The following is a 26,136-nucleotide window of genomic DNA, read 5'->3' as shown; positions in this document are numbered from 1 at the left end:
CCCGCCGGTCCCGGGGCTCCCGCACGGCCGGGCCGCCCTCCGTGGCGGCGGCGGCCGGTCCGGCGCTGGCGCACGCGCACGCCGAGGTGGCGCACGTGCTGGCCTGCCATCCGGGCGGGCGGCAGGTTCCCGGGCGCATCGTGCCGGTGCTGGAGGCGCTGGCCGAGGTGGACGTCGTGCACCTGGCGGCCCACGGGGTGTTCCACGCGCGCAGCCCGCTGGTGTCGGGCATCACGCTGGAGGACGGCTCGCTCATGGCCTACGACCTGCTGGACGTCGCCCGTTCGGCGGGGCTGGTGGTGCTGTCGGCGTGCAACTCGGGGATGTCGCGCACGCCGATGGAGGGGGCGCCGCTGGGGTTGCCGGGGACGTTCCTGGCCAAGGGGTCGTCCTGCGTGATCGCGGGGATGGTGCCGGTGCGGGACGAGGCGGCCAGGGCGGTGATGAGCGCGTTCCACGAGCTGGTGGCCGCCGGGGAGCCGCCGGACGCGGCGCTGGCGTGCGCGGCGGCCAAGACGGGCGAGAACGGCTTCGCCTGCTTCGGAGCAGGCGACCAGCCGCTCTATTAGCGGCGCTGTGCCGGGAGGCGCTTGCCTACGAAGGGCCGGTGGCGACGGGGCGGGACGGGTCGGACACCCAGTCGGACCAGGAGCCCGCGTACAGCGCCGCCGGCAGGCCGGCCACCTCCAGCGCCAGCACCTCGTGGGCGGCCGTCACCCCGGAGCCGCAGTAGGCTCCGGCCTCGACCCCCTCGCCCACGCCCAGCCCGGCGAAGCGGGCCCGCAGCTCCCGCGGGTCGAGGAACCTGCCGTCGGGCCCGACGTTGCCGGTCGTGGGCGCGCTGACCGCCCCGGGAACGTGCCCGGCCGCCGGATCGACCGGCTCCACCTCGCCCCGGTAACGCTCGCCCGCTCGGGCGTCGAGCAGCACGCCCCGGCCGGGCAGCGCCGCCGCCTCGTCGGCCGTCAGCACCGGCATGCCGCCGGGACGCGCGGTGAAGTCGCCCTCCACCGGCTCGGGGACCTCCTTGGCGATCGGCAGCCCGGCCGCGATCCAGGCGGGCAGGCCGCCGTCGAGCACGCGTACATCGTGGTGGCCGAAGTATCGCAGCGTCCACCAGGCCCTGGCGGCGACGGTGCCGGCGGCGTCGTCGTAGACCACCACCGGGCGCCCGCCGCGCACGCCCAGCCGCCGCATCGCGCCCTGGAACGCCGCCGCGCCCGGCAGCGGGTGCCGCCCGCCCCGGCCGGGACGGGCCGCGAGGTCGGTGTCGAGGTCGCAGTAGACGGCCCCGCCGATGTGGCCCTCGCGGTACGACTCCAGCCCGGGCGGCCCGCCGAGCCGCCAGCGCACGTCGAGCACCGTCGCGCCGTCGAGCGCGGCCAGATCGGCGGGAGTGATGAGCGGGCTGGTCACGGGCGTACCTCCAGGAGCGGGACGTGCTGTTCGGCCGACGTCAGCGAGCCGTGGTAGCCGGTGAAGAGGGCCTCGATCGGATGCCTGGTGGGAGCGGTGATGGCCAGGCCGCCGCGGGGCACGGCCACGACGTCGCCGATGCGTTCGAGCCACACGTCGCGTACGCGGGGGCCGAACCAGCCCGACTCGACCGCCTCCTGCCTGGACACCACCCACGCCTTGCCGCCGAGGGTCTCGCGCCACGCCTCCAGCACCTGTTTCCCGGCGCCAGGGCGGGTGTAGACGTGCCTGGCCCTGGCCTCGCCGCCGAGCAGCGCCACGCCCTCGGTCAGCTCGGGGACGGTCTCCGCGTCGATCTTCTCGGTGGCGTTGATCATGCCGTGGTCGGCGGTGACGTAGAGGGCCGCGCCGGGCGGCAGGCCCTCGGCCAGACGCCGCGCCATGTCGTCGACGACGGCGAGCTGACGCAGCCACTCCTCGCTGCCCCAGCCCGTCATGTGCCCGGCGGCGTCGAGGTCGCCGTAGTAGACGGTAACGTGGGCCCGCCGCTCGCGCAGGGCCTCGTGGACGCGGGCGACCCGCTCGTCGACGGTGTCGGCGGGAACGTAGCGTACGCCGCGGTAGACGGCCCTGGTCAGGCCGGTGCCCTCGAACTCGGCGGGGGCGACGTAGACGGACTCGACGCCGGCGCCGGCGGCGCGCTCGTAGACGGTGGGGGCCGGCTGCCATTCGTCGGGGTCGATCGTGCGGCCGCCGGGGAGGGTCCAGCGCAGGCAGTTGAACAGGTGGCCGGTGCCGGGCACGGCGAGCATGAGGCCCACCATGCCGTGCTCGCCCGGCGTCAGGCCGGTGCCCAGGGAGCACAGGCTGGTGACGGTGGTGGCGGGGAAACCGGCGGTGATCGTCCTGCTCTGGAGCGCGGACAGGAAGGGGGCGGTCTCGGGGTGGGCGCTGAGCAGCTCGGCGCCGAGGCCGTCGACCAGGAAGAGGCAGACTCGGTCGGCCGGCTCCAGCGCCAGCGCGTTGGGCTCGCGCAGGCCCAGCGCGGCCAGCAGTGAGCCCGGCAGATCGGCGAGCGACCCGCCGCCGTAACCCGGCACCAGCATGCCCTCAGTGTAACCTCTCGCGATCTCCCCTAACCGGCTCGCGGGCTCGACGCGCCCCGCCGTCCTGACGGCTGAGGCCCTCGGGCACGGGCGAGCCGAGCCCGTGCGAGAACGGGTGATGCGGGTGGCGGGGCCGATGGGATTCCTGGGGCGGCAGCTGGCGAAAGGGGCGCGAAGGGAGCGCGGTGCCGGGCGGGAGAGCGACGGGAGAGGGGCGCGGTGAAGTGGCCGTCGCGCCGGAAGGAGGGCCGCGCCACGGGAGGGAGAGGGAGGGCGGGGCGTCAGGCCACGGCGCGGGCGGTGGCCTCCGAGAGTGCCTTGGCGAAGGACAGGACGTGGGTGACCGCCTCGGGCCCGTCGGCGGCCTCGCTGACCCGCAGTGACAGGTCGTCGGCCGTGATCGCGCCCGTGTAGCCGTGGTCGGCCTCGCAGTTTTCGTCGCCGCAGGTGGCCGGCTCGAGGTCGACGTGGGAGATGGCGCCCCAGCCGATGGTGAGCGTCGCCTCCGTGGGAGGGACGCCGGGGACGTAGGAGGCGGGGTCGGGCACCACCCGGGTGACGGCGACCGACTGGACGCGGCTCAGGCGCACCGCCTCGGTGGTGGTGGAGGCGTGGGACGCCGAGACGCCCTCGACCGCCGGGTGCTCGTCGGTGTGGCAGACCAGCAGCCGCGTCGCCGACAGCACGAGCACGGTGACGTGCCTGCGCACCTCCATCGCGGGGTCGAAGGTCGCCTCGTGATGGACCACGAACGCGGTCACGGCCTCCTTGCCCAGCGCGGATTCGACCGCATCGGTGACGAGGTCGGGGTAGTAGCCGCTGCGCTCGATCGCTTCACGCAGGCCCGCGGCTGAGACTCGGGTTTCCCTCATGGCTCCATCCTGCCAGGGACGGGCTGCGCACTCATCCGCCGGACATAACGCTCTATAACGTCTTACGCAGGGCAACAGCGGGTAATTTTTGCCACTTTCTTCGCTCAGAGCGGATCACGACAGCCGCCGGGGACCGCCGTCGAGGCGCGGGCCCGCCGGGGTGCGCAGGGTGGCGCAGGCGCCCAGGATCATCACGTCGGACTCGCCCACGAGCACCGGGTCGAGATCGAGGCGGGCCACCTCCGGCAGGTCGTTGGCCAGGCGGCCGACGCGTACGAGGAGGTCTTCCAGGGCGTGCACGGCCACCGGCGGGTAGCCGTACTGGCCGAACAGCAGGGGCGCGGCGCGTACGGATCGCACCAGGTCGGCGGCGTCCTCCCCGGTCAGCGGCGCCGGGCGGAAGCCCTGGTCGAGCAGGAGGCGCGCGGTCACCTCGCCCAGCCCGAACGTCACGACCGGCCCGAACGCCGGATCCTCGACCACGCCCACGACCGTCGGCACGGCGGGCTGCGGCGCCATCCGCTGCACGGCCAGCTCCACCCCCGCGCCCGGCCCGAGCAGCTCGGCGTACGCGTGCCGGACCATCTCGGGCCCGGTGAGCCCCAGGCGTACGGTGCCGGCCCGGCGCGCGGCCCCGGGGTCGGCCACCTTGACCACCACGGGCCAGCCGAGCCGTTCGGCGGCGGCCACCGCCTCGTCGGGCGAGCGTACGGTCTCGGCGGGCCAGACGGTCAGCCCGTAGCAGGACAGCAGCTCGGCGGCGTCGATCTCGACCGGCGGCCCCGCCTGCGCGAACCCACCAACGGGCCCACCGACGGGCGCGCCCCCAGGTTGGGACTCGGGAGCGGCGCAGCCCCGCAGGCTCTCATGGACCAGGACCTTGGCGCGGGCGGTGTCGATGCCGTCCAGCTCGGGCGGCGGCACCACCGGTCGCGCCCGCCATTTCGCGTAGCGCACCACGCGGGCGAGAGCGCGTACGGCCTCCTCGGGGGCCGCGTACGACGGAATCGACCCGCGTGCGGGCCCGTCGCCCGGCAGGCGCAGGGCCGGATGCATGCCCAGGTGCCCGCGGAACGTCGTGAGCACCGGCTTACCCGCGTCTTTCGACACCCGCAGCAGCTCGGCCGCCACCTCGTCGGTCTCGCCGGGGATCGGCGGCATGTAGATCACGACGGCCGCGTCCACCTCGGGGGAGGCCAGTTCGCCGCCGAGGGCCGTGCCGTACTCGGCGGGCCCGGCGGACGCGCCCAGGTTGACCGGCGGGCGCGGGTCGAGACCGGCGGCGCGGCAGGCGTGGGCGGCCAGCAGGCCGAGCGCGTCGGAGTTGGTCACGAGCGCGACCCTCGGCCCGGCGGGCAGCGGCTGGTAGGCCAGCAACTGCCCCACGTCGAAGAGCTGGATCAGGTCGTCGACCCTGATCAGCCCCGCCTGCTCGAACAGCGAGCTGATCGCCGAGTCGGGCAGCCCCAGCTCCTCCGCCGAGTGCCCGGAGGGGGTGCCGCCGCTCTTGACCACCACGATGGGCTTGCGGCGGGCGATGCGCCTGGCCAGCCGGGCGAACTTGCGCGGATTGCCGAGCGACTCCAGGTAGAGGAGGATCACCTCGGTGGAGTCGTCCTCCTCCCAATACTGCAGCAGGTCGTTGCCCGACACGTCGGCCCTGTTGCCCGCGGAGACGAGCGACGAGATGCCCATGCCGCGCTGCGCCACCCGTTGCAGCAGCGCGGTGCCGAGCGCGCCCGACTGGCTGAAGAAGCCCACCTTGCCCCGGCCCGGCACGGTGGCGGCGAGGGTGGCGTTGAGCTTGACGGCCGGGTCGGTGTTGGCGATGCCGAGACAGTTGGGGCCCACGACGCGCAGGCCGTAGGAGCGGGCGATGCGGGCCAGCTCGTCCTGCCTGGCCCGGCCTTGGGCGCCGGTCTCGCCGAACCCGGAGGAGACCACGACCAGGCCGTGCACACCCTTCTCCGCACACTCCTCGACGACGTCGAGCACGCCCTCGGCGGGCACGGCGACCACGGCCAGGTCGACCTCGCCGTCGATCGCCCCCACGCTCGGGTACGCGCGCACGCCCGCCACCGCCCGCACCTCCCGGTGCACGGGATAGACGGGCCCGGTGAAGTCAGCGGCCAGCAGGTTGCGCAGGACGGTCTGGCCCACGCCGCCCGGCTCGCGCGAGGCGCCGATGACCGCGACGGAGCCGGGGGTGAGCAGGCGGGCGATCGAGCGGGCCTCGGCGCGGTGCTCGCGGGCGGCCCGCACCTCGGCCGAGGTGTCGGTGGGGGTGAGGTCGAGCGTCATGCGGACGACGCCGTCCTCGAACTGGCTCTGCGCCGTGTAGCCGGCCTGGCGCAGCAGCCCCGTCATGCGCATGTTGGCGGGCAGGACGTCGGCGACGAAACGTTCGATGCCGCGCTCGCGGGCGGTCTCGGCCAGGTGCTCCAGCAGGACGGAGGCCACTCCCCTGCCCTGGTGGGCGTCCTCGACGAGGAAGGCGATCTCGGCCTCGCCCGGACCGGTGCGGTCGTAGCGGATCACGGCCACCATCTCGGTGCCGATGGTGGCGATCAGGGCGACCCGGCTGAGGTAGTCGACGTTGGTGAAGCGCTCGACCTCCCTGTCGGACAACCGGGGCCGGGGCCCGAAGAACCGGAAGTAGATCGACTCGTCGGACAGGCGGGAGTAGAACGAGCGGAGACGGTCGGCGTCGGCGGGCCGGATCGGCCTGACGTGCGCGGTGCCACCGTCGGCCAGGACGACGTCGGCCTCCCAGTGGGCCGGATAGTGTGCCTCCACAGTCCCGAGCGTAAACCCGCATCCCAAATCCCAAGACCGAGGGCCCTGTTGGGCAACGCTTGTGCATCGACTGTTACCGGGTGTCGGAGGTACGCCCCACGGGCAGCCCGGAAGCTGTTACGTTTACGGTGGCGTTTTGCCGTAGCCCGGCTCGATCTGAAGGCAGCAAGGTGGTGACATCATGACGCGGGTCGTCGTGGTGGGCGATCTCATGACCGACGCGGTGGCGCGCGCCCGTTATGCGCTCGCCCGCGCAAGCGACACCCCGGCGATCGTGACGATGCACGGCGGCGGTTCGGGGGCGAACATCTCTTCCTGGCTGGCCGTCGAAGGTGCCGATGTGGCCTTCATCGGTCGCAGGGGAGCCGACATCACGGGGCGAAACCGTGACATGGAGCTGATGGGCTACGGCGTGGACGCCCGGCTCGTCATGGATCCCGAGCGGCCCACCGGCACCTGTGTGGTGCTGGTGACGCACAAGGGTGAGCGCACCATGTTGTCCGACCCCGGCGCCAACGCCGCGCTGTCGCCGGACGACCTGCCGCGCGATCTGTTCGCCTCCGGGTCCCATCTGCACATCTCCGGCTACACGCTGATCAACGAGGGCTCGCGCGACGCCGGTCTCGCGGCGCTCGACATGGCCAGGCGCACCGGCATGTCGATCTCGGTCGACTGCGCCTCCAGCGCGCCGCTGGAGCGCACGGGCGCCGAGCCGTTCCTCGAGTGGACCAACGGCGTCAAGCTGCTGTTCGCCAACTCCGACCAGGCGAAGGTGCTCACCGGCCGCGACGATCCCGAGGCCGCGGCCAAGGTGCTGACCGCGTGGTTCCCGCAGGTCGTGATCAAGATGAACGCCGAGGGCGCGCTGTGGTTCAGCAACGGCCGCCCCGACCCCGTGCACGTCGCCGCCGACCCGGTCGACAAGATCGTCGACGGCACGGGCGGGGGCGACGCGTTCTGCGCCGGGTTCCTGCCCGTGTGGCTGGAGGGCAAGCCTCCGGCCGAGGCGCTGGCCTCGGGCTGCCGGTTGGCGGCCAAGGCGATCATGCACCTGGGCGCCCGCCCGCCGTTCTAGGCCCCGCGCCCGCCGTTTCACGACCGCGCGGCTCGTTCGAGGACCCGGGCCGCGCGTGGCGGCCCGGGGCGTCGTGTCGATGTGACCGCTAGCTCGTGACCGCCAGGGCCAGCGGCAGCACGGCGGGGGCGCCCGCGTGGCGCACCTGGGCCGCCGCCAGCGTCATCGTCCATCCGGTGTCGACGCGGTCGTCCACCAACAGCACGGGCCCGCCGCACTCGGCGATCGCGGCGCCCACGTCTTTCGGCATGGCCAGCGTGGCCCTGATCGCCTGCACCCGCTTGGCGCTGTTGAACTGCCGCCCCGGCGAGCCCGCCCGGTAGCCCAGCTCCCCCAGGTATGTCAGCCGGCCGATCTGCGCCAGCCGCTCGGCGAACCCGCGCACCAGCTTGGGCCGCGTCGCGGAGGGCACGCTGACGACCGCCACCGGCCGCTCGCGCCACTCCCACGCCGACAGCACCTTGACCACGGCCGCGAACACGTCGTCGGGCACCGCCCCGTCGTCGCCGCCGAACAGCTCTCGCAGCCGGTTGCCCCAGCCGATGTCGGTCAACCGCCCGAGCGCCCTGCCGGGCTCGGCGCCCAGGTCGGGCTTGATCCGCCCGGACAGGTCGGCCAGGCCGGTCGGCCACTGCCTGCGGGCCTCGATCTCCACGCCCGGCCTGCTCAGCCGCTCGCGGGCGCTCTCGACGGCCTGCGCGCCGATGTCGGGCGAGCGGTGCCGGCCCGTGCAGTTGTCGCAGCGGCCGCACGGCGTGGCGCTCTCGTCGTCGAGGTGCCCGCGCAGGAACTGCTCGCGGCACTCGGTGGTGGTCAGGTAGGCGAGCATGGCGTCCTGCTCGGCGCGGCGCTCGGCGGCGATGCGGGCGTAGCGCTCGGCGTCGTAGGCCCACGGCTCCCCGGTGGCCTCCCAGCCGCCCTTGACCCGGCGGACCGCACCGTCGACGTCGAGGACCTTGAGCATCATCTCCAGGCGGCTGCGGCTCAGGTCTACGGCGGTCTCCAGGGCGGGGGTGGACATGACACCCCGCTCTTCCAGGGTCTGGAGCGTGGTGCGTACGACGGGCTCGGGCGGGAAGGCCAGCGAGGCGAAGTAGGACCAGATCTCGCGGTCTTCGGCTCCGGGCAGCAGGATCACCTCGGCCCGCTCGACGCCACGCCCGGCCCTGCCGACCTGCTGGTAGTAGGCGACCGGCGACTGCGGCGCCCCCATGTGCACCACGAACCCGAGGTCGGGCTTGTCGAAGCCCATCCCGAGCGCGCTGGTGGCCACCAGTGCCTTGATCGTGTTGCCGAGCAGCGCCTCCTCCGCCGCCAGCCGCTCGGCCGGCTCGGTCTGGCCCGAGTAGGCGGCCACCTCGAAGCCCTGCTCGCGCAGGTAGCCGGCGATCTCGTGGGCGGCGGCCACGGTGAGGGTGTAGACGATGCCGGAGCCGGGCAGCTCGCGCAGCGTCTGCGCCAGCCAGGCCAGGCGCTGCTCGGCGCCGGGCAGGCGGACGACGCTCAGGTGGAGGCTCTCGCGCTCCAGCGGCCCGCGCAGCACGAGCGTGTCGTCGCCGTCGGGCCGCAGCTCGGGCGGCAGGCGGAGCTGCTCGGCCACGTCGCGGGTGACGCGGGCGTTGGCGGTGGCCGTGGTGGCCAGGACGGGGATGCCCGGCGGCAGGTCCGCGAACAGCGTGGACAGCCTGCGGTAGTCGGGCCTGAAGTCGTGGCCCCAGTCGGAGATGCAGTGGGCCTCGTCGACCACCACGAGACCGGCGCTCTCGGCCAGCTCGGGCAGGACGTTGTCGCGGAAGTCGGGGTTGTTGAGCCGCTCGGGGCTGACCAGCAGCAGGTCGACCATCCCGTCGGCGACCTGGCCGTAGATCTCCTCCCACGCCTCGGGGTTGGCGGAGTTGATCGTGACCGCCCTGATGCCGGCGCGCTCGGCGGCGGCGATCTGGTTGCGCATGAGGGCCAGCAGCGGCGAGACGATGACCGTGGGGCCCTCGCCCAGCTCGCGCAGGAGGGCGGTGGCCACGAAGTAGACGGCCGACTTGCCCCAGCCGGTGCGCTGCACCACCAGCACTCTGCGGCGGCCGACCACGAGGGCCTCGATGGCGGCCCACTGGTCGTCACGGAGCACTGCGTGCTCACCCGCCAGCGCCCGCAGGCGCTCCTCGGCCTCTTCCCGCAGCATCCCGGCATCGGGGGCGTCAATCATGCCTCCCTTGTTACCAGCTCCGCCCGACGGAATGCGCCGCTTCCCCGCGAACCACCGCGCCGGGCCGGTGCCGAGGGGCGGCAGCGGCGGGCGGGATCAGGAGGGGTCGGCGTGCTCGGGGAAGGCGTTGACGGTGACGCGGTGCATGCGGCGGCGTTCGGTGTAGTCGGCCACCGCGTAGTGCTGGGTCGGGCGGTTGTCCCAGAAGGCCAGCGTGCCGGGCCGCCACCGCAGCCGGAGCTGGAACTCCGGGGAGCGGATGTGGTCGATCAGGTACGGCAGCAGCGCCTCGTTCTCCCGGTCGCTCAACCCCACCAGCCGCGTCGTCGAGGCCCGGTTGACGAACAGCGCCTTGCGCCCCGTCTCGGCGTGCACGCGTACGACGGGCCGCTCCACCGGCGGCCACCTGGCCTGGATCTCCGCCAGGTCGAACGGATGCCCCTTCGAGATCGCCTTCTTCATCGACATGGTGATGTCGTGCACGGCCGTCAGCTCGTCGCACAGCCGCTGGACGGGCGGCGAGAGCGTCTCGTACGCCAGATATGTGTTGGCCCAGCACGTGTCGCCGCCGACGCTCGGGAGCTGCATGCAGCGCAGCAGCGAGCCCATCGGCGGCGTCGGCTCGAAGGTGTTGTCGCTGTGCCACTCGTCGCCGCCCTCCCCCTTGGGCGAGGTCTGGTCGAGCACGTGGATGGGGCTGGTGGCGTCCTTCTTGAAGGCCGGGTGGTTGAGCGTGCCGAAGTTGAGCGCGAACTGCAGGTGCTGCTCGTCGTCGATGTGCTGGTCGCGGAAGAACAGCACGAGGTGCCGCAGCCACCCCGCCCGCAGGGTCGCGACCTGGTCCGGCGAGAGCGGCTTGCGCAGATCGACCCCGGTGACCTCGGCGCCGATGTGCTTGGTCACGGGATGGAACTCGATCATGACGCCTCCGGAGTCAGATGGGAACCCTCGACCTCGAACGTACGACCCAAGCAATTGCTTGGTCAAGCGCGACTCTCGCACAATGAGTGGCGCAACGAGTCGCGGGCACCCGAATACCTTCGGCACAATGTTCGACATGGCCCGACGCACGACTGCACCCCCGCCCGAGGACTTCGAGGAGCGCATCGTCGACATCGACGTCTCCTCCGAGATGCGCGCGAGCTACCTCGAGTACGCCTACTCAGTGATCTACCAACGGGCTCTGCCCGACGCTCGTGACGGTCTCAAGCCGGTGCAGCGGCGCATCCTCTACTCGATGAGCGAGATGGGTCTGCGTCCGGACCGGGGGCACGTCAAGTGCTCCCGCGTCGTCGGCGACGTCATGGGCAAGCTGCACCCCCACGGCGACAGCGCCATCTACGACGCGCTGGTGCGCCTGGCACAGCCGTTCTCGATGCGGCTGCCGCTGGTCGACGGGCACGGCAACTTCGGCTCGCCCGACGACCTGCCCGCCGCCATGCGTTACACCGAGGCCAGGCTGGCCCCGGCGGCGATGCTCATGGTCGAGTCGCTCGACGAGGACACCGTCGACTTCAAGCCCAACTACGACGGCCAGGAGACCGAGCCGGTCGTCATGCCGTCGGCCTACCCCAACCTGCTGGTCAACGGCACCAGCGGCATCGCGGTCGGCATGGCCACCAACATGGCGCCGCACAACCTCGCCGAGGTCGTGGCCGCCGCCCGCCACCTCATCAAGAAGCCCGACGCGACGCTCGACGAGCTGATGAGGTTCGTGCCGGGGCCCGACCTGCCCACGGGCGGCACGATCATCGGGCTGCAGGGCGTGCGCGACGCGTACGAGACCGGGCGTGGCACGTTCCGCATGCGGGCCAGGTGCACGGTCGAGCAGATCACGCCCCGGCGCAAGGGCATCATCGTCACCGAGCTGCCCTACAACGTCGGCCCCGAGCGCGTGGTCACCAAGATCAAGGAGCTGGTGACCAGCAAGAAGCTCCAGGGCATCGCCGATCTCAAAGACCTCACCGACCGGCACAAGGGCCTGCGGCTGGTCATCGAGATCAAAAACGGCTTCATCCCCGAGGCGGTCCTCGAGGAGCTCTACCGGCTCACGCCGATGGAGGAGACGTTCGGCATCAACAACGTCGCCCTGGTCGACGGCGAGCCGCGCACGCTCGGGCTGCGCGAGCTGCTGCAGGTCTACGTCGACCACCGGATCGAGGTCGTGCGGCGCAGGTCGGAGTTCCGGCGGCGCAAGCGCGAGGAGCGCCTCCACCTGGTCGACGGCCTCATCATCGCGCTGCTCAACATCGACGAGGTCATCCGGGTCATCCGCGCCTCCGACGACTCGGCGCAGGCGCGCGAGCGGCTGATGGAGGTGTTCGGGCTGACGGACATCCAGGCCGCCTACATCCTCGACACGCCGCTGCGCCGCCTGACCCGCTTCGACAAGCTGGAGCTCGACCGCGAGAAGGAGACGCTGAGCGACGAGATCGCCAAGCTGACGGAGATCCTCTCCTCCGAGACGAAGCTGCGCCAGGTGGTGTCGGGCGAGCTGGGCGACGTGGCCAAGAAGTACGGCACGCCGCGCCGTACGGTGCTGCTGGAGGCGCCCGGCGTCACCCGCACGCCGGTGGTCGACCTCCAGGTGGCCGATGACCCGTGCCTGGCCCTGCTGTCCTCCACCGGGCTGCTGGCCCGCACCTCCGACGCCACGCCGTTGCCGGGCGAGGGCGAGCGCGCGGCGCACGACGTGCTGGTCAACGTCGTACGCACGACAGTGCGCGGCGAGGTCGGCGTCGTCACCTCGCTGGGCCGGCTGATCCGGGTCCAGGTCGTCGACCTGCCGACGCTACCGCCCTCGGCCAACCCGCCGTCGCTGTCGGGCGGGCACCCGGTGTCCGAATACGTGTCGCTGCAGCCCGACGAGAAGGTGGTCGGCCTCGGCTCGCTCGACCCCGAGAGCCCGGGGCTGGCCCTGGGCACGGCGCAGGGCGTGGTCAAGCGGGTGGTGCCCGACTACCCGGCCAACCGCGACGACTTCGAAGTGATCACCCTGAAAGACGGCGACAGCGTGGTGGGCGCGGTCGAGCTGGTGTCCGAGTCGCATGACCTGGTGTTCATCTCCTCCGACGCGCAGCTCCTGCGCTTCACCGCCGCGCTCGTCCGGCCCCAGGGGCGGCCGGCGGGCGGCATGGCCGGCATCCGGCTCGACGACGGCGCCCGGGTGGTCTGGTTCGGCGTGGTCGACCCCGGCGCCCCGGCCACGGTCGTCACCGTCGCCGGCTCCTCCACGGCGCTGCCCGGCACGCAGGTGGGCGGCGGCAAGGTGTCCGACTACGCCGAGTTCCCCGCCAAGGGCCGGGCCACCGGCGGCGTGCGGGCCCAGCGCTTCCTCAAGGGCGAGGACGAGCTGCTGCTGGCCTGGGCGGGCCCGGCCCCGGCCAAGGCTGTCTCGGCGGTGGGCAAGCCGGTGCCGCTGCCCGACGAGGTGGGGCGGCGCGACGGCTCCGGGGTGCGACTGACCCACACCATCGGCGCGGTCGGCGGCGCCCTGGCCGCCACTCTCGAGGCCCTGCCCGGCGGCGCGGCACCGTCCGCGGCGCTGGAGGACGACGGCTCCGCCGACGAGTGACGCCCGGCCCCGAGCGGGAGCGCCGTGCGTGGCGCTCCCGCTCACCTGGGCGGGCACGGCGTTGTTATGAAACCGGTCCGGACGACGATCTCCTCTGAGAGAGCGCTCTCTCAGCACTGGAGGTAACGTGTCCCGACCCAGACGCCCCTTATGGGGGGCGCCAGCCCTGATCGTCCCCCTGGTCACGGCACTGCTGGCCGGCCTGCTGGCCGCCCTGCCGCCTGCCCCGCCCGCTCAGGCCGCGACCGCCGCCGATCCGCAGACCGTCACCGACTTCGAGTCCGACGGCGTCCCCACCGGCGTGTACGCCTGGGGCAACGACGCCGCCTCGACCCCCACGCTCACCGTCGAACAGGCCCCCGACCGCCCCGGCGCCCCCGCGGCCAACCGGGCGCTCAAGTCCGTCTACCAGGTCAGCCAATGGGGCGGCTGGTCCCACGACCTGCCCGTGACGCAGGACTGGTCCCCGTACGAGGGCTTCTCGTTCTGGGTGAACGGCACCGGCTCAGGCCGGCGGACCTTCTTCGAGCTCAAGGACGGCGGCGGCGGCCCCGGCAACGCGGAGCTGTTCGAGTCGTCGTTCACCGACGACACGGCCGGCTGGCGCAAGGTGGAGGTGCCGTTCGCGAGCTTCACCCGCCGCGCCGACTACCAGCCGGGCGGCGCGCCGACGGACGGCGAGCTGGACCTGGTCGCCATCTGGGGCTACGCGGTGCGCCTGCCCACCGCGTCCGGCACGCTGCTCTGGGACGAGGTCCAGGTGTACGGCACGGCTCCCCCACGCCCGGTACGCCTGTCCACCGCCGACCCCGTCCACCCGGTGAACGAGAGGGGCGCGGCCGAGGTGACCGTCACGATCGCCACGGCCACCGGCACGCCCCTCACCACCGACCTGGCCGTCGGCTACCGCACCGGCACGGGCACCGCGACCCCCGGCGCGGACTACACCGCAGTCGAGGGCACGCTGACGTTCCCGGCTGGCACGGCGTCCGGGTCGTCCAGGACGTTCACCGTCAAGACCCTGCGTGACGGGCAGGACGAGGTGGCCGAGACCCTCCCGATCGAGCTGTCCGGCACGGGCACCAGACCGCCTGCCGAGGCGCCGGTGGTCGTGATCAACGCCCACGGCCTCCCGTACCTGAACGCCCGCAAGCCCGTCAAAGAGCGCGTGGCCGACCTGCTGTCCAGGATGACGCTGGAGGAGAAGGTCGGCCAGATGACGCAGGCCGAGCGCGGGGCGCTGGCCAAGCAGAGCGACATCGCCGCCTACCGGCTGGGCTCCCTGCTGTCGGGCGGCGGCTCGACCCCGGCGCAGAACACCCCGAAGGCGTGGGCCGACATGATCGACGCCTTCCAGCTCCAGACCCGGCAGACCCGCCTGCAGGTGCCGCTGATCTACGGCGTGGACGCGGTGCACGGCCACAACAACGTGGTCGGCGCCACGATCTTCCCGCACAACGTCGGCCTGGGCGCCACCCGTGACCCGGCGCTGGTCGAGCAGACGGGCAAGATCACGGCCAGGGAGGTCAAGGCCACGGGCATCCCGTGGAACTTCGCGCCGTGCCTGTGCGTCTCGCGCGACGACCGCTGGGGCCGCGCGTACGAGTCGTTCGGCGAGGACCCCGCGCTGGTGACCCGGATGGCCACGATCGTCGACGGGCTGCAGGACAACGGGGTGCTGGCCACCGCCAAGCACTACGCCGGCGACGGCGGCACCGCGTACGGCTCCTCGACCACCGGCGACTACACGATCGACCAGGGCGTCACGAAGGTGAGCCGGGAGGAGCTGGAGGCGATCCACCTGCGGCCGTTCGAGGAGGCGGTCGAGCGGGGCGTGGCCACCGTGATGCCCTCGTTCTCCAGCGTGGACTTCGGCGACGGGCCGCTGAAGATGCACGCCCACGACGAGCTGATCAACGGGACGCTCAAGGGCCGGCTCGGGTTCGAGGGGTTCGTGATCAGCGACTGGGCGGCCATCGACCAGCTCCCCGGCGACTACGCCACCGACGTGCGCACGTCGGTCAACGCGGGGCTGGACATGATCATGGTGCCGTACGCGTACCCGCAGTTCACCGGTGCGCTCACGGCCGAGGTCGAGGCCGGGCGCGTGCCGATGGCCCGGGTGGACGACGCGGTGGCCAGGATCCTGACCCAGAAGTTCCGGCTCGGGCTGTTCGAGCGCCCGTACGCCGACCGCTCCCGCCTCGGCGACGTCGGCTCGGCGGCGCACCGCGCGGTCGCCCGCACGGCCGCGGCCAAGTCTCAGGTGCTGCTGAAGAACGACGGCGGGCTGCTGCCGCTGCGCCGCGACGCCAAGGTGTACGTGGCCGGCTCGAACGCCGACGACATCGGCAACCAGTCGGGCGGCTGGACGATCACCTGGCAGGGTTCGTCGGGGCCGATCACGCCCGGCACCACGATCCTGCAGGCCGTCCGCTCCCGCGCCGCCTCCGTGACCTGGTCGCGCGACGCCTCGGCCGACCCGACCGGGCACGACGTCGGCGTCGTGGTGGTGGGCGAGACCCCGTACGCCGAAGGGCAGGGCGACGTGGGCCGCGCCGGTCGCACGCTGGAGCTGTCGGCGGCCGACCGGGCGGCGGTCGACAAGGTGTGCGGGGCCGTGAAGTGCGTCGTCCTGGTGGTCTCCGGGCGGCCGATGTCGCTGGGCGACCTCTCCGGCGTCGAGGCCGTGGTGGCGGCCTGGCTGCCCGGCACCGAGGGCGACGGGGTGGCCGATCCGCTGTTCGGCGCCGTGCCCTACACCGGGCGGCTGCCGTTCACCTGGTTCAGGTCGGCGGAGCAGGTGCCGATCAACGTGGGTGACGCCTCGTACGACCCGCTCTTCCCGTACGGGTGGGGGCTGCGTACCGACCGGGCCCGCGACCGGCTCAAGGCCGCCAGGGACGAGCTGGCCCGCGGCGACGGCTCGGCCAGGGGCGCCGCGGCGGCGCTGACCCTTGCCCTGTCAGGCCGCCACTGGAACGCCGACGGCTCGGTCCGCGACCCGCGGGCGGTGCTGGACGCGCTCGGCGCGGCGGCGTCGCTGCTCGAACGTTCGAAGAGCGACTCGTACGCGGTGGACGACGCCGTCGTCTCGGTGGCCAGGGACCTCGCGCAGAGCGCGGGCAAGCGGCCCGACCTCCAGGCGTCGGCCGATCACGAGCTGGCCGAGGGCGAGCTGAGGAAGGCGGTGGACCTGCTGGCCCAGGCCGGTCGCTGACCCGTCACGGGACCGGCCCCGCGCGGGCCGGTCCCGGCTTCGTCAGGGGAGGCAGAGGCAGAAGGGGTGGCCCGCCGGGTCGAGGAACACCCGGAAGCTGTCGTCCTCGCTGGGCTGGTGCTCGTGCTTGACCGCCCCGATCTTGATCGCCTCGGCCTCCGCCGCGTCCATGTCGTGCACCGTGAAATCGAGGTGGAACTGCTGCGGCCGGTCGGGGTCGGGCCAGACCGGCGGCTGGTGGTCGGGCGCGAGCTGGAAGGCCAGCCGGGGGAACGAGCCGTCGCTGACCACCACCCAGTCGTCCTCGACCGAGGTCACCGGCCGGCCCAGCAGCCTGGAGTAGAACTCGGCCAGCCCTTGTGGATCGCGGCAGTCCAACACGACTGATCTGAACTCGGCGATGCCGCCCATCACTCTCCACCTTTCTCCGACGACAATGGATGCCATGGCTGCCAATTCGTTCATGGTCCCGCTCGGCACTCCCGCGCCCGCCTTCGATCTGACCGCCATCGACGGCGGCAGCGTGTCACTCGAAGACCTCAAGGGCTCACCCGCCACTGTGGTGGTCTTCCTCTCCAACCACTGCCCGTACGTACGCCACATCGAAGCCGGCCTCGGCATCCTGGCCAGAGACTACGGTGCCAGGTTGTCCGTTGTCGCCATCTGCAGCAACGACGCCGTGAACTACCCCGACGACGATCCGACGCACCTCGCGGAGCAGGCGGCGCGGGCCGGGTTCACGTTTCCGTACCTGCTGGACGACACCCAGGAGGTGGCCAAGGCGTACCGGGCGGCCTGCACGCCCGACTTCTTCCTGTACGACGGCCAGTTCCGGCTCGTCTACCGCGGCGAGTTCGACGGTGCCCGGCCGGGCAACGACGAGCCGGTGACCGGTTCATCCCTGCGGTCCGCCGTCGACGCCGTGCTCGACGGGGAGTCCGTACCGGAGCGGCAGAACCCCTCGCTCGGCTGCAGCATCAAGTGGAAGCCGGGCAACGCGCCCGCTTGATACGGACTTCTCCGATTTCGGGCGACGATCCCCATTCACCTCGTCGACCCGCCCTGGCTTCCCTATGATCATCACCACGAAGTCCGGGCGAGTCGCCGACGACCCGAATGGAGACCATGATGGTCGCACGTTGGACTGCGTTACCCACCCTGGCACTGATCTCGCTGCTGGCCACCGCCTGCGTCAACCCGAACTCGGGCGGCGGCCGGCCGAGCCCCGCCACCTCGGCCGCCGCCTCCGCCGGCGCCAAGCGGATCGGGTTCTTCGGATTCGCCAAGGCCAACTCGTTCTCGGCGGCCACGTTCGCCGGCATCGAGGAGCACGCCAGGGCCAACGGCGCCACGGCCGAGTTCCTCGACCCGAACTTCGACGCCCAGGCCCAGGTGCGCCAACTCCAGGACGCGGTGACGGCCAAGCGCTTCGACGTGTTCGTGGTGCAGGCCAACGACGGGGCGGCCGTGGTGCCGGCGATCCGCTCGGCCGTACAGGCGGGCGTCACCGTCGTCGTGCACTTCACTCCCGTCGGCACCCGCTACGACACCGCCCAGCCGCAGGTCGACGGCACGATCACGCTGGTCGACGTGCCCACGCTGAACGGCGAGGGCCTGGGCAGGCTGGCGGTCCAGGCGTGTGAGAGCAAGAAGCTGAACCCCTGCGAGGTCGGCTACCTGGAAGGGCTCAAGGCGCTGCCGCTGGACAACGCACGCACGCAGGCCGCCGTCGGCGCGCTGGAGGCCGCCCCGAACGTCCGCGTCAAGGCGCGGCTGGAGGGCGGCTACACGCAGGAGAGCGGGCGCAAGGCCATGCAGGACGTGCTGCAGCGGGAGCCCGGCATCGACGTGGTCATCGGCGCGTCGCAGGCCATCCTCGGGGCCGAGGCGGTGGCCGGGGGCAAGGAGGTCATGTTCATCGCCAACGGCGCCTCCCGGCAGACCGTCAAGGCGGTACAGGAGGGACGCTGGTTCGCCGCGTACTATCTGCCGGTCAAGACCCTCGGCGCCAAGGCTGCCGAGCTGGGCCTGGGCAGGGCGCTCGGCAAGCAGGTGCCCGACACCAACATCATGACCGACGTCCAGCCCGGCACGAGCATGGGGACCAAGGACGCGCTGGCCCAGGTGAGCGGCGAATACGACGAATGACCGCGCGCACCCTGCGGGACCACGGCATCCTGCTGGCGGTCGCCGCCCTCGTGGCGGTGCTCGCGCTGTCCACCGACACGTTCCTGACCTCGGCGAACCTGGTCAACCTGCTGGACCAGGCCGTCGTCGTCGGGCTGCTGGCGTGCGGCATGACGCTGTGCGTGATCGGCGGCGTGTTCGACCTGTCGGCCGGCGCGGTGCTCGCCGTGAGCGCGATCGTCGCGGTGCTCGTCACCGAGAGCGCCGGGGTCCCCGCCGGGTACGCCGCGGGAATCGCGACCGGTGCCCTGCTCGGCACGGTGAACGGCGTGGTCGTGGTGCTGACGCGGGTGCACTCGTTCATCGCCACGCTCGCGCTGAGCATCGTGCACCGCGGCCTGGCGCTGGTGATCACCGGTGGCGCGATCGTCTACCCTGGGCCCGACCGGCTGGCGGGCTTCCAGTCGCTGAGCTGGCCCACCGTCGCGGGCGGCGTCACGGCCGCCTCCTTCCTGCTGGTCGCGGTGGCCGTGGTCACGACGGTGCTGCTGGCGCGTACCACGTTCGGCCGCCGGGTGTACGCCGTCGGCGGCAACCCCGAAGCGGCCCGGCTTTCCGGCATCGGCGTGCGCTCGGTCCGCGTGGGGGTCTTCGCGCTCAGCGGCGTCTGCGCCGCCCTGGCCGGGCTGGTGCTGGCCGCGCGGGGCGGCTCGGCCCAGGCCGACATGGGGACGCTGCTGGAGCTGACGGCCATCGCGGCGGCCGTGATCGGCGGAACGAGTATCCTGGGCGGCCAGGGCGCCGTCTGGCGCGGCATGGTGGGTGTGCTGATCCTGACGCTCATCGGCAACGGCTTCAACCTGCTCGGCTGGGATTCCACCTATCGCCCGATCGTCGAAGGTCTGCTCATCCTGGCCGCCGTGAGCATCGACTACGCCCTCAGGCATCGCCCGAGTTAACCAAAAGATCGACATCTTGTGTGACAATCAAGTTACGATCTGCTTTCAGCAGATAACGTGACAAATCCTGTGAAGGACCGAGATGACCAACGCCCCGCGCGTCCCGAGGGGGATCAACCCCAACGTCCCGAACGCGGCGCGGATGTACGACTACTACCTCGGCGGCAAGGACAACTTCGCCGCTGATCGGGAAGCCGCCGAGAAGATCATGGCGCTGGGGCCCAGCAGGGAGATCTGCCTGGCCAACCGGCGTTTTCTGGGGCGCGCCGTACGGTATGTCGCAGAGCGGGGCATCGACCAGTTCATCGACCTGGGCACCGGCCTGCCCAACCAGAACAACGTCCACGAGGTCGCCCGTACGATCCAGCCGGACGCGCGCGTCGTCTACGTCGACTACGACCCGGTGGTGGTCGTCCACGCCCGCGCCCTGCTGGCCAGCACCGACACGGACATCACCATCGTGCACGCCGACGTCCGCGAGCCCGCCTCGATCCTCGACGACCCCGAGACCAAGCGGCTCATCGACTTCAGCCGGCCGGTGGGCGTGGTCTTCGTCGGGGTCCTGCACTGCGTGACCGACCAGGAAGACCCCTGGGGCATCGTGGCGGCCTTCCGCGAACGCATGGCGCCCGGCAGCGCGCTGATCGTCTCCCACCTCACCGACGACGCCCACCCGGAGGTCGGGGTCGCGGCCCGCGAGGTGTACAGGAACGCGGACGCGCCCCTCGTCCACCGCAGCCGGGATCGGGTGAAGCAGATGTTCGACGGCTTCGACCTGGTGGAGCCGGGGGTGACGCACGTGGCGGACTGGCGGCCAGAGGAGGAGTGGGAGAAGGGGCTCGCGGGCGGCGAATGGTGGTACGTGGGCGTCGCCCACAAACCCTCCTGACCCGCCCCACAACCCGGCACCTGACCCCACCCCACAACCCGGCACCTCGACAGCACCACCGCCCCGGCCCAAAGACCCCAAACCGGCACCACCGTCTCACCCCAGAAGCACCAAACCAGCCACCTCCGGCACCATCGCCTCAGCCCAGAAGCGCCAAACCAGCCACCTCCGGCACCATCGCCTCAGCCCAGTGACCACCACGGCCCGGCCATCACCCGCACCGCCGCCGCCCCAGCCCATCGGCACTTCGCGCGCGATCACGGGAGCCTGCCCCCTCGTCCGGCACCTCAAGGCCACCGCCATGGGAACTTGCCCCTCACCCGACCCCACCCAGGCTCGCCCCCGGGGGCCTGCCCCTCGTCGGAGACCACAAGCCACCAGCCCGGGAGCCATCAGCCCGGGAGCCACCTCGGCCCGGCGGCAGCCTCAGGTCCACATGGCGCAGCCCTCAGACCGCAGAGCCACCAGCCCGGGAGCCACCTCGGCCCGGCGGCAGCCTCAGGTCCACATGGCGCAGACCTCAGGCCGCCGGGGACGCGCAGCCCTCAGGTCGCGGCGGAGATCGCAGCCGGGAGGGCGAGCAGCAGTTCGTGCGGCTCGCCACCCTCCCAGTGCCGGATCAGCTTGGTGCCCGCCTCCCCAGGGTCGAACTGCTCACACCCCAGCGGCCCGAAGCATCCCGCCTGGTCGAGCATGAGGATGAGCGGATCGTCCTCGGGAAGGCCGGCCGCATAGGCGGCGGTGTCGAGGAGGGCCAGCGCGCACTTGGCGTTGCGGCCACCGTCCTTGGACTCCACGCGGTCGAGGCGGCGCCGGGCTTGGGCGCGGAGATACGCGGCGAGCGATTCTGACCTACTCACGACAGACCTTCTTCGATCATGTGCATACGGCTACGACATCATCACTCAAAGTGAGCGACTTTCGTGGGACGTTTGCCAAGTCCAGCCAGTCGCCACCCCGGAAGCTCCGCATCTAAGACGTGCGGGATTATTTGTGGCATGAGTGAGTTCGACGACGTGTTTGCCGCCAACGCGAAGTTCGCCGAGACGTTCGGGACTTCCACGCTCACCGGCCGCGCGGCCCGCGGACTGGCCGTGGTGACCTGCATGGACTCCCGCATCGACCCGCTCGGACTGCTGGGACTGAAGCCCGGCGACGCCAAGATCCTGCGCAACGCCGGTGCGCGGGTTACGGACGACGTGCTGCGTACTTTGGTGCTGGCCGTTTACCTGCTCGGAGTGGAGCGGGTGCTCGTCATGCCGCACACGGACTGCGGCATGACCAAGGTGACCGACTCAGACGTGCACGCCCTCACCCAGGAGCGCGGGGTGGACACCCGCAGCCTGGAGTTCCACACGGTGCCCGACCAGAACGAGGCGCTCCGGCACGACCTCACCCGCATCCGTACCACGCCGTTCCTGCCGGAGGGCACGCCGGTGGCCGGTGCCATCTACGACGTCCGTACGGGCCGCCTGACGCCCTCCCCGCACTAGCGCGTACCCGAAGAGGCGGGCCACCGTCCCCGGCACGCCTCGACCCCGCGAGCCAAGGACCCACGGGCCCTCCCCGCCCTCAGGGGAGGCCCACAACGCCCCACACGCCACCACAGCCGCCCCAGAAGACCCAGGGAGCACCAACGGGACCAGGAGAGCCTCAGCGCCCTGCAAGGGCCCTCCAGCGCCTCGACCAGAACACAAGCGACACATAGGTCACAGCCGCACACAAGACACAAGCCACGCAAGGCACCCGTCAGCGCCTCCGGTCAGGCCCGCGAAGCAGCCCGGACAACACACCGCCCCTCCGGCATCGTGAAGAGGCGGAGCACGCCTACCCTCCGGTGCCGTGAAGCGGGGCAGCACGCTACCCCTCCGACAACGTGAAGCGGCAGAGCACGCGGCCCCTCCAGTGGCGCGCCGCCCCTCCGGTGACGTGGAGCGCACGCAGCTCCGCAACTTCACGGGCAGAACCGCGAGAAGATCACCCCTGCCAGGGCCCCGGGCCACCGGGCCCCCGGCGACCGGATCTCAGGCGACCGGGTCTCAGGCGTCGATGTGGTCGCGATCGACCTCGGCCGCGCTGTTGACGATGAACTCCCGCCGCGGCGCGACCTCACTGCCCATGAGCAGGTTGAAGATGCCCTCGGCCCCTTCGGCGTCCTCGATCCTCACCCGGCGCAGGATGCGGTGGCGCGGATCCATCGTCGTCTCGGCGAGCTGGTCGGCGTCCATCTCGCCCAGACCCTTGTAACGCTGCACCGGGTCTTTCCACCGCTTGCCGCGCCGCTCCAGGTCGCGCAGCACCTTCTGCAGCTCGGCGTCGGAGTAGCAGTAGATGTACTTGTCCTTGCCGCGCCCGGGGTTGGACAGCTCGATGCGGTGCAGCGGCGGAACGGCCGCGAACACCCGCCCGGCCTCCACCATCGGCCGCATGTAGCGGTGGAAGAGCGTCAGGAGCAGGCACCGGATGTGAGCGCCGTCGACGTCGGCGTCGGCCATGAGGATGACCTTGCCGTAACGCGCGGAGTCGATGTCGAACGACCGCCCGGACCCGGCCCCGACCACCTGGATGATGGCGGCGCACTCGGCGTTTTTGAGCATGTCGCTCACGGACGCCTTCTGGACGTTGAGGATCTTGCCCCGGATCGGCAGCAGCGCCTGGAACTCGGAGTCTCGGGCCAGCTTGGCCGTGCCCAGCGCCGAGTCACCCTCGACGATGAACAGCTCGCTGCGGTCGACGCCGTCGCTGCGGCAGTCGACCAGCTTGGCGGGCAGCGCGGAACTCTCCAGCGCGCTCTTGCGGCGCTGGTTGTCGCGGTGCTCGCGGGCCGCGATGCGGGCCTTGGCCGCGGCCACGATCTTCTCCAGCACCGCCCGCAGCGGCTGCTTGTAGCCGCGCGGCGGGTTGGTGAACAGCTCTTTCAGCTCGCGCGAGACCACGTGGGAGACGATGCGGGTGGCCGCCGAGGTGCCGAGCACCTCCTTGGTCTGCCCCTCGAACTGCGGCTCGGGCACCCGGACGGTGACCACGCCGGTCAGGCCCTCGGAGATGTCGTCCTTGGTGACGGGGTCATCGCCGTTCTTCAACAGGCGCGTCTCCCGCAGCAGCTCGTTGACCGTGCGGACAAGGCCGCGCTCCAACCCCGTCAAGTGCGTGCCGCCCTTGGCGGTGGCGATCACGTTGACGAACGAGCGCACCGTGGACTCGTAGCCCTTGCCCCAGCGCAGCGCCACGTCGACGGTCAGCTCGCGCTGCACCTCGGTGGGCGTCATGTGGCCCTGGTCGTCGAGGACCGGCACGGTCTCGTGGAAGTGGCCCAGCCCCTGCAGGCGCAGCACGTCGCAGACGGCCTCGTCGCGGGCCAGGAACTCGACGAACTCGGAAATGCCGCCCTCGAAGCGGAACTCCTCCTCGATGCGCTCCTCGTGCCTGCTGTCGTAGACGGCCAGGGTCAGGCCGGGCACCAGGAACGCGGTCTGCCGCAGGCGTACGTGGATCTCGTCGAGCGAGACCTCGGCGTCGGGCAGGAAGATCTGCGTGTCGGCCCAGAAGCGCACGCGGGTGCCGGTGACGTTTTTGGGGAGCTTGGCGCCGAGGCGCAGGCCGGACTTCTTCTTGAACTTGGCCGTGGGCCCGTCGCCGTCGAACACGCCGGTGACGCCGCGGCGGAAACTGATCTCGTGGACGAGACCGTTGAGGTCGACCTCGATATCGACGCGCGCCGACAGGGCGTTGACCACGGACGCGCCAACACCGTGCAGGCCGCCGGAGGCGCCGTAGGCGCCGCCGCCGAACTTGCCTCCGGCGTGCAGCTTCGTGTAGACGAGCTCGACTCCGGCCAGGCCGCTCTTGGGCTCGACGTCGACGGGGATGCCACGGCCGTTGTCACGGACCTCGATGGAGCCGTCGGCGTAGAGCTCGACCTCGATCCGGTCGCAGTGACCGGCCAGCGCCTCGTCGACGCCGTTGTCCACGATCTCCCACAGGCAGTGCATCAGCCCACGGCTGTCGGTGGACCCGATGTACATGCCCGGGCGCTTGCGGACGGCCTCGAGACCCTCAAGCACCGAGAGGTGACGAGCCGTGTAACCCGCCTCCACTAGCGTCACTCCAGCTCCCCTGGTCTAAGCATCGAACACGTGTGCGTAGCCTACCGTTCTTACCGTACGTGCGCGTACAAGCTTGCCATGGCGGCACGTTTGCTGTTACCAACCAGCCGGCCGTCATTACGTTCGGACACATTCCGCTCTCGGCGTAGCGAGGGGGCGGTTGGGAACGTCCACGTCCGGTTAGATGTTGTCCAAGTGACTGACGCCAGATCCTCGCTTCGGCGGGGGTGACCCGAAAGGCGATACGTGACTGGAGCTCTCGCCCCCGTTAAGCCGCTGACGGCCCTCGACCGCTGCGACCGCTGCGGCGCCCAGGCCTACATTCGCGCGACCCTGCCTGTGGGTGGGGAGCTGCTGTTCTGCGCTCACCATGGGCGTCAGCACGTCGCAGCGTTGCGCGAAAAGGGTGCCGACATCCTGGACGAGTCGGCTCGGCTCAGCGAAACCCCTACGATTGCCCCCAACGGCGAGCGCTGACCCGCGCTCGTCGTGATGACATAACCACATAACGCACGAAACGCAGAGCGGCGACCTCGGCCTCCCCGGCCGGGGCCGCCGCTCTGCGCATTGACCACGCTCAAGCCCTCAAGACACCCGAAGAGACTGAAACCGAACAGCTCCGGAGTGTCCGGACCGTTCGGAGTGTTCGGACAAGCGGCGAGGCCGGGCGCCGGCTCCTGGATGTCCGACGCGGGACTCCGGGATGTCGAGGCGGGACTCCGGACTGTCCGAAGTGAAGCTCCGCGATGTCCGGGGCAGGGCTCAGGGATGTTCTGGGCGGGGCCCAGGGATGTTCTGGGCAGGGCTGCGGAATGTCCGCGGGGCTCCGGGATCTCCGAAGCGGGTCGCAGGGTTGCCGGACAGCGCGTTGGCCTGGGCCGATGCCTGGGCCAATAGGGTAGGGCGTTGTGTTGATCCTGTTGCCGCCGTCAGAAGGCAAGGCGTCAGAAGGCAGCGGCCCGCCCGTCAGCGAGCTGTCCTTCCCGGCCCTCGACAAGCACCGCAAACGAGTGCTGACCGCCCTCATCCGGGCGTCCAAACGCCGCGACGCCCTCGACGTGCTCGGCCTGACCCCGGGCCTGGCCGGTGAGCTCGAGAAGAACGCGGCGCTCAGGACTGCCCCCACGCTCCCCGCCGCGGCCCTCTACACCGGGGTCCTCTACGACAACCTCGGCCTGCGCTCGATGGACGAGGAGTCCAGGAGGCGGGCAGAGGAGTCGCTGGTGGTCTTCTCCGGCCTGTGGGGTGTGGTGAGGATCACAGACCACATTCCGCCGTACCGGCTCTCCATGGGGGTCAGCCTGCCGCCGCTCGGCGGGCTGGCGGCGTTCTGGCGGCCGCAGATCACCAAGCAGCTCGACGGGCTGCCGGGCCTGGTGGTGGATCTGCGCTCGGCCACCTACGCGGGCGCCTGGCAACCGGGTGAGCGATCGGTGACCGTACGCGTGTTCAGGGACGGCAAGGTCGTCAGCCACATGGCCAAGGCGACCAGGGGCGAGATCGCCCGCGCGCTGCTGCTCCGCGACACCGCGCCCGCCACACCCGACGAGCTGGTCAAGACCCTCGACGACCTGGGCTACACCGTCACCCTCACCCCACCGCCCCGCGCCAGACGCCCCTGGACCCTGGACGTTCACGTCAACTGAGACCTCCCGCGAGGCCGCCCTCTCACGGAAACGGGAGAGCGGCCACCTTCGCGGACGTCTTCTGGCGGGAAGCACGCCACTCCCGCAGGCACCTTCCCGCAGACAGAAGCCACAGGACTCCCGCAGGCACCTTCCCGCAGACAGAAG

The 26,136-nt window shown here is 71.7% G+C and carries 20 protein-coding genes; 11 read left to right on the top strand and 9 right to left on the bottom strand.

Annotated elements, in window-relative coordinates:
• Positions 1-569, top strand: a 569-nt coding sequence (locus tag ABD844_RS34520; protein ID WP_344887295.1) for a CHAT domain-containing protein, incomplete at its 5' end; no start/stop codon positions are given.
• Between the two features lie 25 nt (positions 570-594).
• On the opposite strand, the gene ABD844_RS34515 is transcribed toward ABD844_RS34520, so the two are convergent.
• The 4 genes from ABD844_RS34515 to ABD844_RS34500 form a co-directional block, all read right to left on the bottom strand.
• Positions 595-1,416 carry a sulfurtransferase gene (locus ABD844_RS34515; RefSeq protein WP_344887293.1) on the bottom strand — a complete coding sequence of 274 codons (822 nt, stop codon included), beginning with the start codon at positions 1,414-1,416 and terminating at the stop codon, positions 595-597.
• Entirely contained in the window at positions 1,413-2,522 is a 1,110-nt protein-coding gene (locus tag ABD844_RS34510) for an alkaline phosphatase family protein (protein WP_344887291.1), read from the bottom strand. Before ABD844_RS34510 ends, ABD844_RS34515 begins: the two co-directional genes overlap by 4 nt.
• A gap of 281 nt (positions 2,523-2,803) precedes the next feature.
• Complete coding sequence (locus ABD844_RS34505; RefSeq protein WP_344887289.1) at positions 2,804-3,394, bottom strand: DUF5998 family protein; 591 nt, start codon at positions 3,392-3,394, stop codon at positions 2,804-2,806.
• A gap of 114 nt (positions 3,395-3,508) precedes the next feature.
• Positions 3,509-6,190, bottom strand: a complete 2,682-nt coding sequence (locus ABD844_RS34500; RefSeq protein WP_344887287.1) for a bifunctional acetate--CoA ligase family protein/GNAT family N-acetyltransferase — start codon at positions 6,188-6,190, stop codon at positions 3,509-3,511.
• Between the two features lie 181 nt (positions 6,191-6,371).
• Between ABD844_RS34500 and ABD844_RS34495 the strand changes: the two genes are divergently transcribed.
• Positions 6,372-7,265 carry a carbohydrate kinase family protein gene (locus ABD844_RS34495; protein WP_344887285.1) on the top strand — a complete coding sequence of 298 codons (894 nt, stop codon included), beginning with the start codon at positions 6,372-6,374 and terminating at the stop codon, positions 7,263-7,265.
• Positions 7,266-7,353: 88 nt separating this feature from the next.
• On the opposite strand, the gene ABD844_RS34490 is transcribed toward ABD844_RS34495, so the two are convergent.
• A complete protein-coding gene (locus ABD844_RS34490; RefSeq protein ID WP_344887283.1) occupies positions 7,354-9,468 on the bottom strand; it encodes a RecQ family ATP-dependent DNA helicase in 2,115 nt (704 codons plus the stop codon).
• 96 nt (positions 9,469-9,564) lie between these two features.
• Positions 9,565-10,389: a TauD/TfdA dioxygenase family protein gene (locus ABD844_RS34485; protein ID WP_344887281.1), complete on the bottom strand. Its 825-nt coding sequence runs from the start codon at positions 10,387-10,389 to the stop codon at positions 9,565-9,567.
• A 127-nt stretch (positions 10,390-10,516) separates the two neighbouring features.
• Here ABD844_RS34485 and ABD844_RS34480 point away from each other — a divergent pair, with 127 nt between their 5' ends.
• Both ABD844_RS34480 and ABD844_RS34475 read left to right on the top strand, forming a co-directional pair.
• On the top strand, positions 10,517-13,042 hold the full coding sequence (locus ABD844_RS34480) for a DNA gyrase/topoisomerase IV subunit A (protein WP_344887279.1): 2,526 nt from the start codon (positions 10,517-10,519) through the stop codon (positions 13,040-13,042).
• 127 nt (positions 13,043-13,169) lie between these two features.
• Entirely contained in the window at positions 13,170-16,262 is a 3,093-nt protein-coding gene (locus ABD844_RS34475) for a glycoside hydrolase family 3 N-terminal domain-containing protein (protein ID WP_344887277.1), read from the top strand.
• 42 nt (positions 16,263-16,304) lie between these two features.
• Here the strand turns inward: ABD844_RS34475 and ABD844_RS34470 are convergent, their stop codons facing one another.
• Positions 16,305-16,673: a VOC family protein gene (locus ABD844_RS34470; protein WP_344887275.1), complete on the bottom strand. Its 369-nt coding sequence runs from the start codon at positions 16,671-16,673 to the stop codon at positions 16,305-16,307.
• Positions 16,674-16,707: 34 nt separating this feature from the next.
• On the opposite strand from ABD844_RS34470, the gene ABD844_RS34465 reads away from it, so the two are divergent.
• From ABD844_RS34465 to ABD844_RS34450, 4 genes are all read left to right on the top strand, one after another.
• Positions 16,708-17,271 (top strand): thioredoxin family protein, encoded by a 564-nt coding sequence (locus ABD844_RS34465; protein ID WP_344887273.1) that lies wholly within the window; start codon positions 16,708-16,710, stop codon positions 17,269-17,271.
• Positions 17,272-17,387: 116 nt separating this feature from the next.
• The gene (locus tag ABD844_RS34460) at positions 17,388-18,410 is read left to right on the top strand and encodes a sugar ABC transporter substrate-binding protein (protein WP_344887271.1); all 1,023 of its coding nucleotides are present in this window, start codon (positions 17,388-17,390) and stop codon (positions 18,408-18,410) included.
• Positions 18,407-19,348, top strand: coding sequence for an ABC transporter permease (locus ABD844_RS34455; RefSeq protein WP_344887269.1), 942 nt, complete (start codon positions 18,407-18,409; stop codon positions 19,346-19,348). The genes ABD844_RS34460 and ABD844_RS34455 overlap by 4 nt, the downstream gene beginning before the upstream one ends.
• A gap of 82 nt (positions 19,349-19,430) precedes the next feature.
• The gene (locus ABD844_RS34450; protein WP_344887267.1) at positions 19,431-20,237 is read left to right on the top strand and encodes an SAM-dependent methyltransferase; all 807 of its coding nucleotides are present in this window, start codon (positions 19,431-19,433) and stop codon (positions 20,235-20,237) included.
• 545 nt (positions 20,238-20,782) lie between these two features.
• Here ABD844_RS34450 and ABD844_RS34445 read toward each other — a convergent pair.
• A complete protein-coding gene (locus ABD844_RS34445) occupies positions 20,783-21,097 on the bottom strand; it encodes a hypothetical protein (protein ID WP_344887265.1) in 315 nt (104 codons plus the stop codon).
• A gap of 138 nt (positions 21,098-21,235) precedes the next feature.
• Here ABD844_RS34445 and ABD844_RS34440 point away from each other — a divergent pair, with 138 nt between their 5' ends.
• Positions 21,236-21,730, top strand: a complete 495-nt coding sequence (locus ABD844_RS34440; protein ID WP_344887263.1) for a beta-class carbonic anhydrase — start codon at positions 21,236-21,238, stop codon at positions 21,728-21,730.
• 546 nt (positions 21,731-22,276) lie between these two features.
• Here ABD844_RS34440 and ABD844_RS34435 read toward each other — a convergent pair.
• Positions 22,277-24,343, bottom strand: coding sequence for a DNA gyrase/topoisomerase IV subunit B (locus tag ABD844_RS34435; protein ID WP_344887261.1), 2,067 nt, complete (start codon positions 24,341-24,343; stop codon positions 22,277-22,279).
• 246 nt (positions 24,344-24,589) lie between these two features.
• On the opposite strand from ABD844_RS34435, the gene ABD844_RS34430 reads away from it, so the two are divergent.
• Both ABD844_RS34430 and ABD844_RS34425 read left to right on the top strand, forming a co-directional pair.
• Positions 24,590-24,820 carry a DUF7455 domain-containing protein gene (locus tag ABD844_RS34430; protein WP_344887259.1) on the top strand — a complete coding sequence of 77 codons (231 nt, stop codon included), beginning with the start codon at positions 24,590-24,592 and terminating at the stop codon, positions 24,818-24,820.
• Positions 24,821-25,251: 431 nt separating this feature from the next.
• Positions 25,252-25,989 carry a YaaA family protein gene (locus ABD844_RS34425; RefSeq protein WP_344887257.1) on the top strand — a complete coding sequence of 246 codons (738 nt, stop codon included), beginning with the start codon at positions 25,252-25,254 and terminating at the stop codon, positions 25,987-25,989.
• Positions 25,990-26,136 lie beyond the last annotated feature (147 nt).

Source organism: Nonomuraea antimicrobica, assembly GCF_039536965.1.
Lineage (GTDB): Bacteria > Actinomycetota > Actinomycetes > Streptosporangiales > Streptosporangiaceae > Nonomuraea > Nonomuraea antimicrobica.
The sequence above is the reverse complement of the archived record's forward strand: the minus strand, read 5'-3'. Positions and strand labels throughout refer to the sequence as shown.

Coding starts and splice junctions, on each gene's coding strand:
- ABD844_RS34440 (WP_344887263.1), top strand. CDS start 21,236: ATGAGTGAGTTCGACGACGTGTTTGCCGCCAACGCGAAGTTCGCCGAG.
- ABD844_RS34455 (WP_344887269.1), top strand. CDS start 18,407: ATGACCGCGCGCACCCTGCGGGACCACGGCATCCTGCTGGCGGTCGCC.
- ABD844_RS34465 (WP_344887273.1), top strand. CDS start 16,708: ATGGCTGCCAATTCGTTCATGGTCCCGCTCGGCACTCCCGCGCCCGCC.
- ABD844_RS34490 (WP_344887283.1), bottom strand. CDS start 9,468: ATGATTGACGCCCCCGATGCCGGGATGCTGCGGGAAGAGGCCGAGGAG.
- ABD844_RS34450 (WP_344887267.1), top strand. CDS start 19,431: ATGACCAACGCCCCGCGCGTCCCGAGGGGGATCAACCCCAACGTCCCG.
- ABD844_RS34460 (WP_344887271.1), top strand. CDS start 17,388: ATGATGGTCGCACGTTGGACTGCGTTACCCACCCTGGCACTGATCTCG.
- ABD844_RS34505 (WP_344887289.1), bottom strand. CDS start 3,394: ATGAGGGAAACCCGAGTCTCAGCCGCGGGCCTGCGTGAAGCGATCGAG.
- ABD844_RS34485 (WP_344887281.1), bottom strand. CDS start 10,389: ATGATCGAGTTCCATCCCGTGACCAAGCACATCGGCGCCGAGGTCACC.
- ABD844_RS34510 (WP_344887291.1), bottom strand. CDS start 2,522: ATGCTGGTGCCGGGTTACGGCGGCGGGTCGCTCGCCGATCTGCCGGGC.
- ABD844_RS34470 (WP_344887275.1), bottom strand. CDS start 16,673: ATGGGCGGCATCGCCGAGTTCAGATCAGTCGTGTTGGACTGCCGCGAT.
- ABD844_RS34480 (WP_344887279.1), top strand. CDS start 10,517: ATGTTCGACATGGCCCGACGCACGACTGCACCCCCGCCCGAGGACTTC.
- ABD844_RS34495 (WP_344887285.1), top strand. CDS start 6,372: ATGACGCGGGTCGTCGTGGTGGGCGATCTCATGACCGACGCGGTGGCG.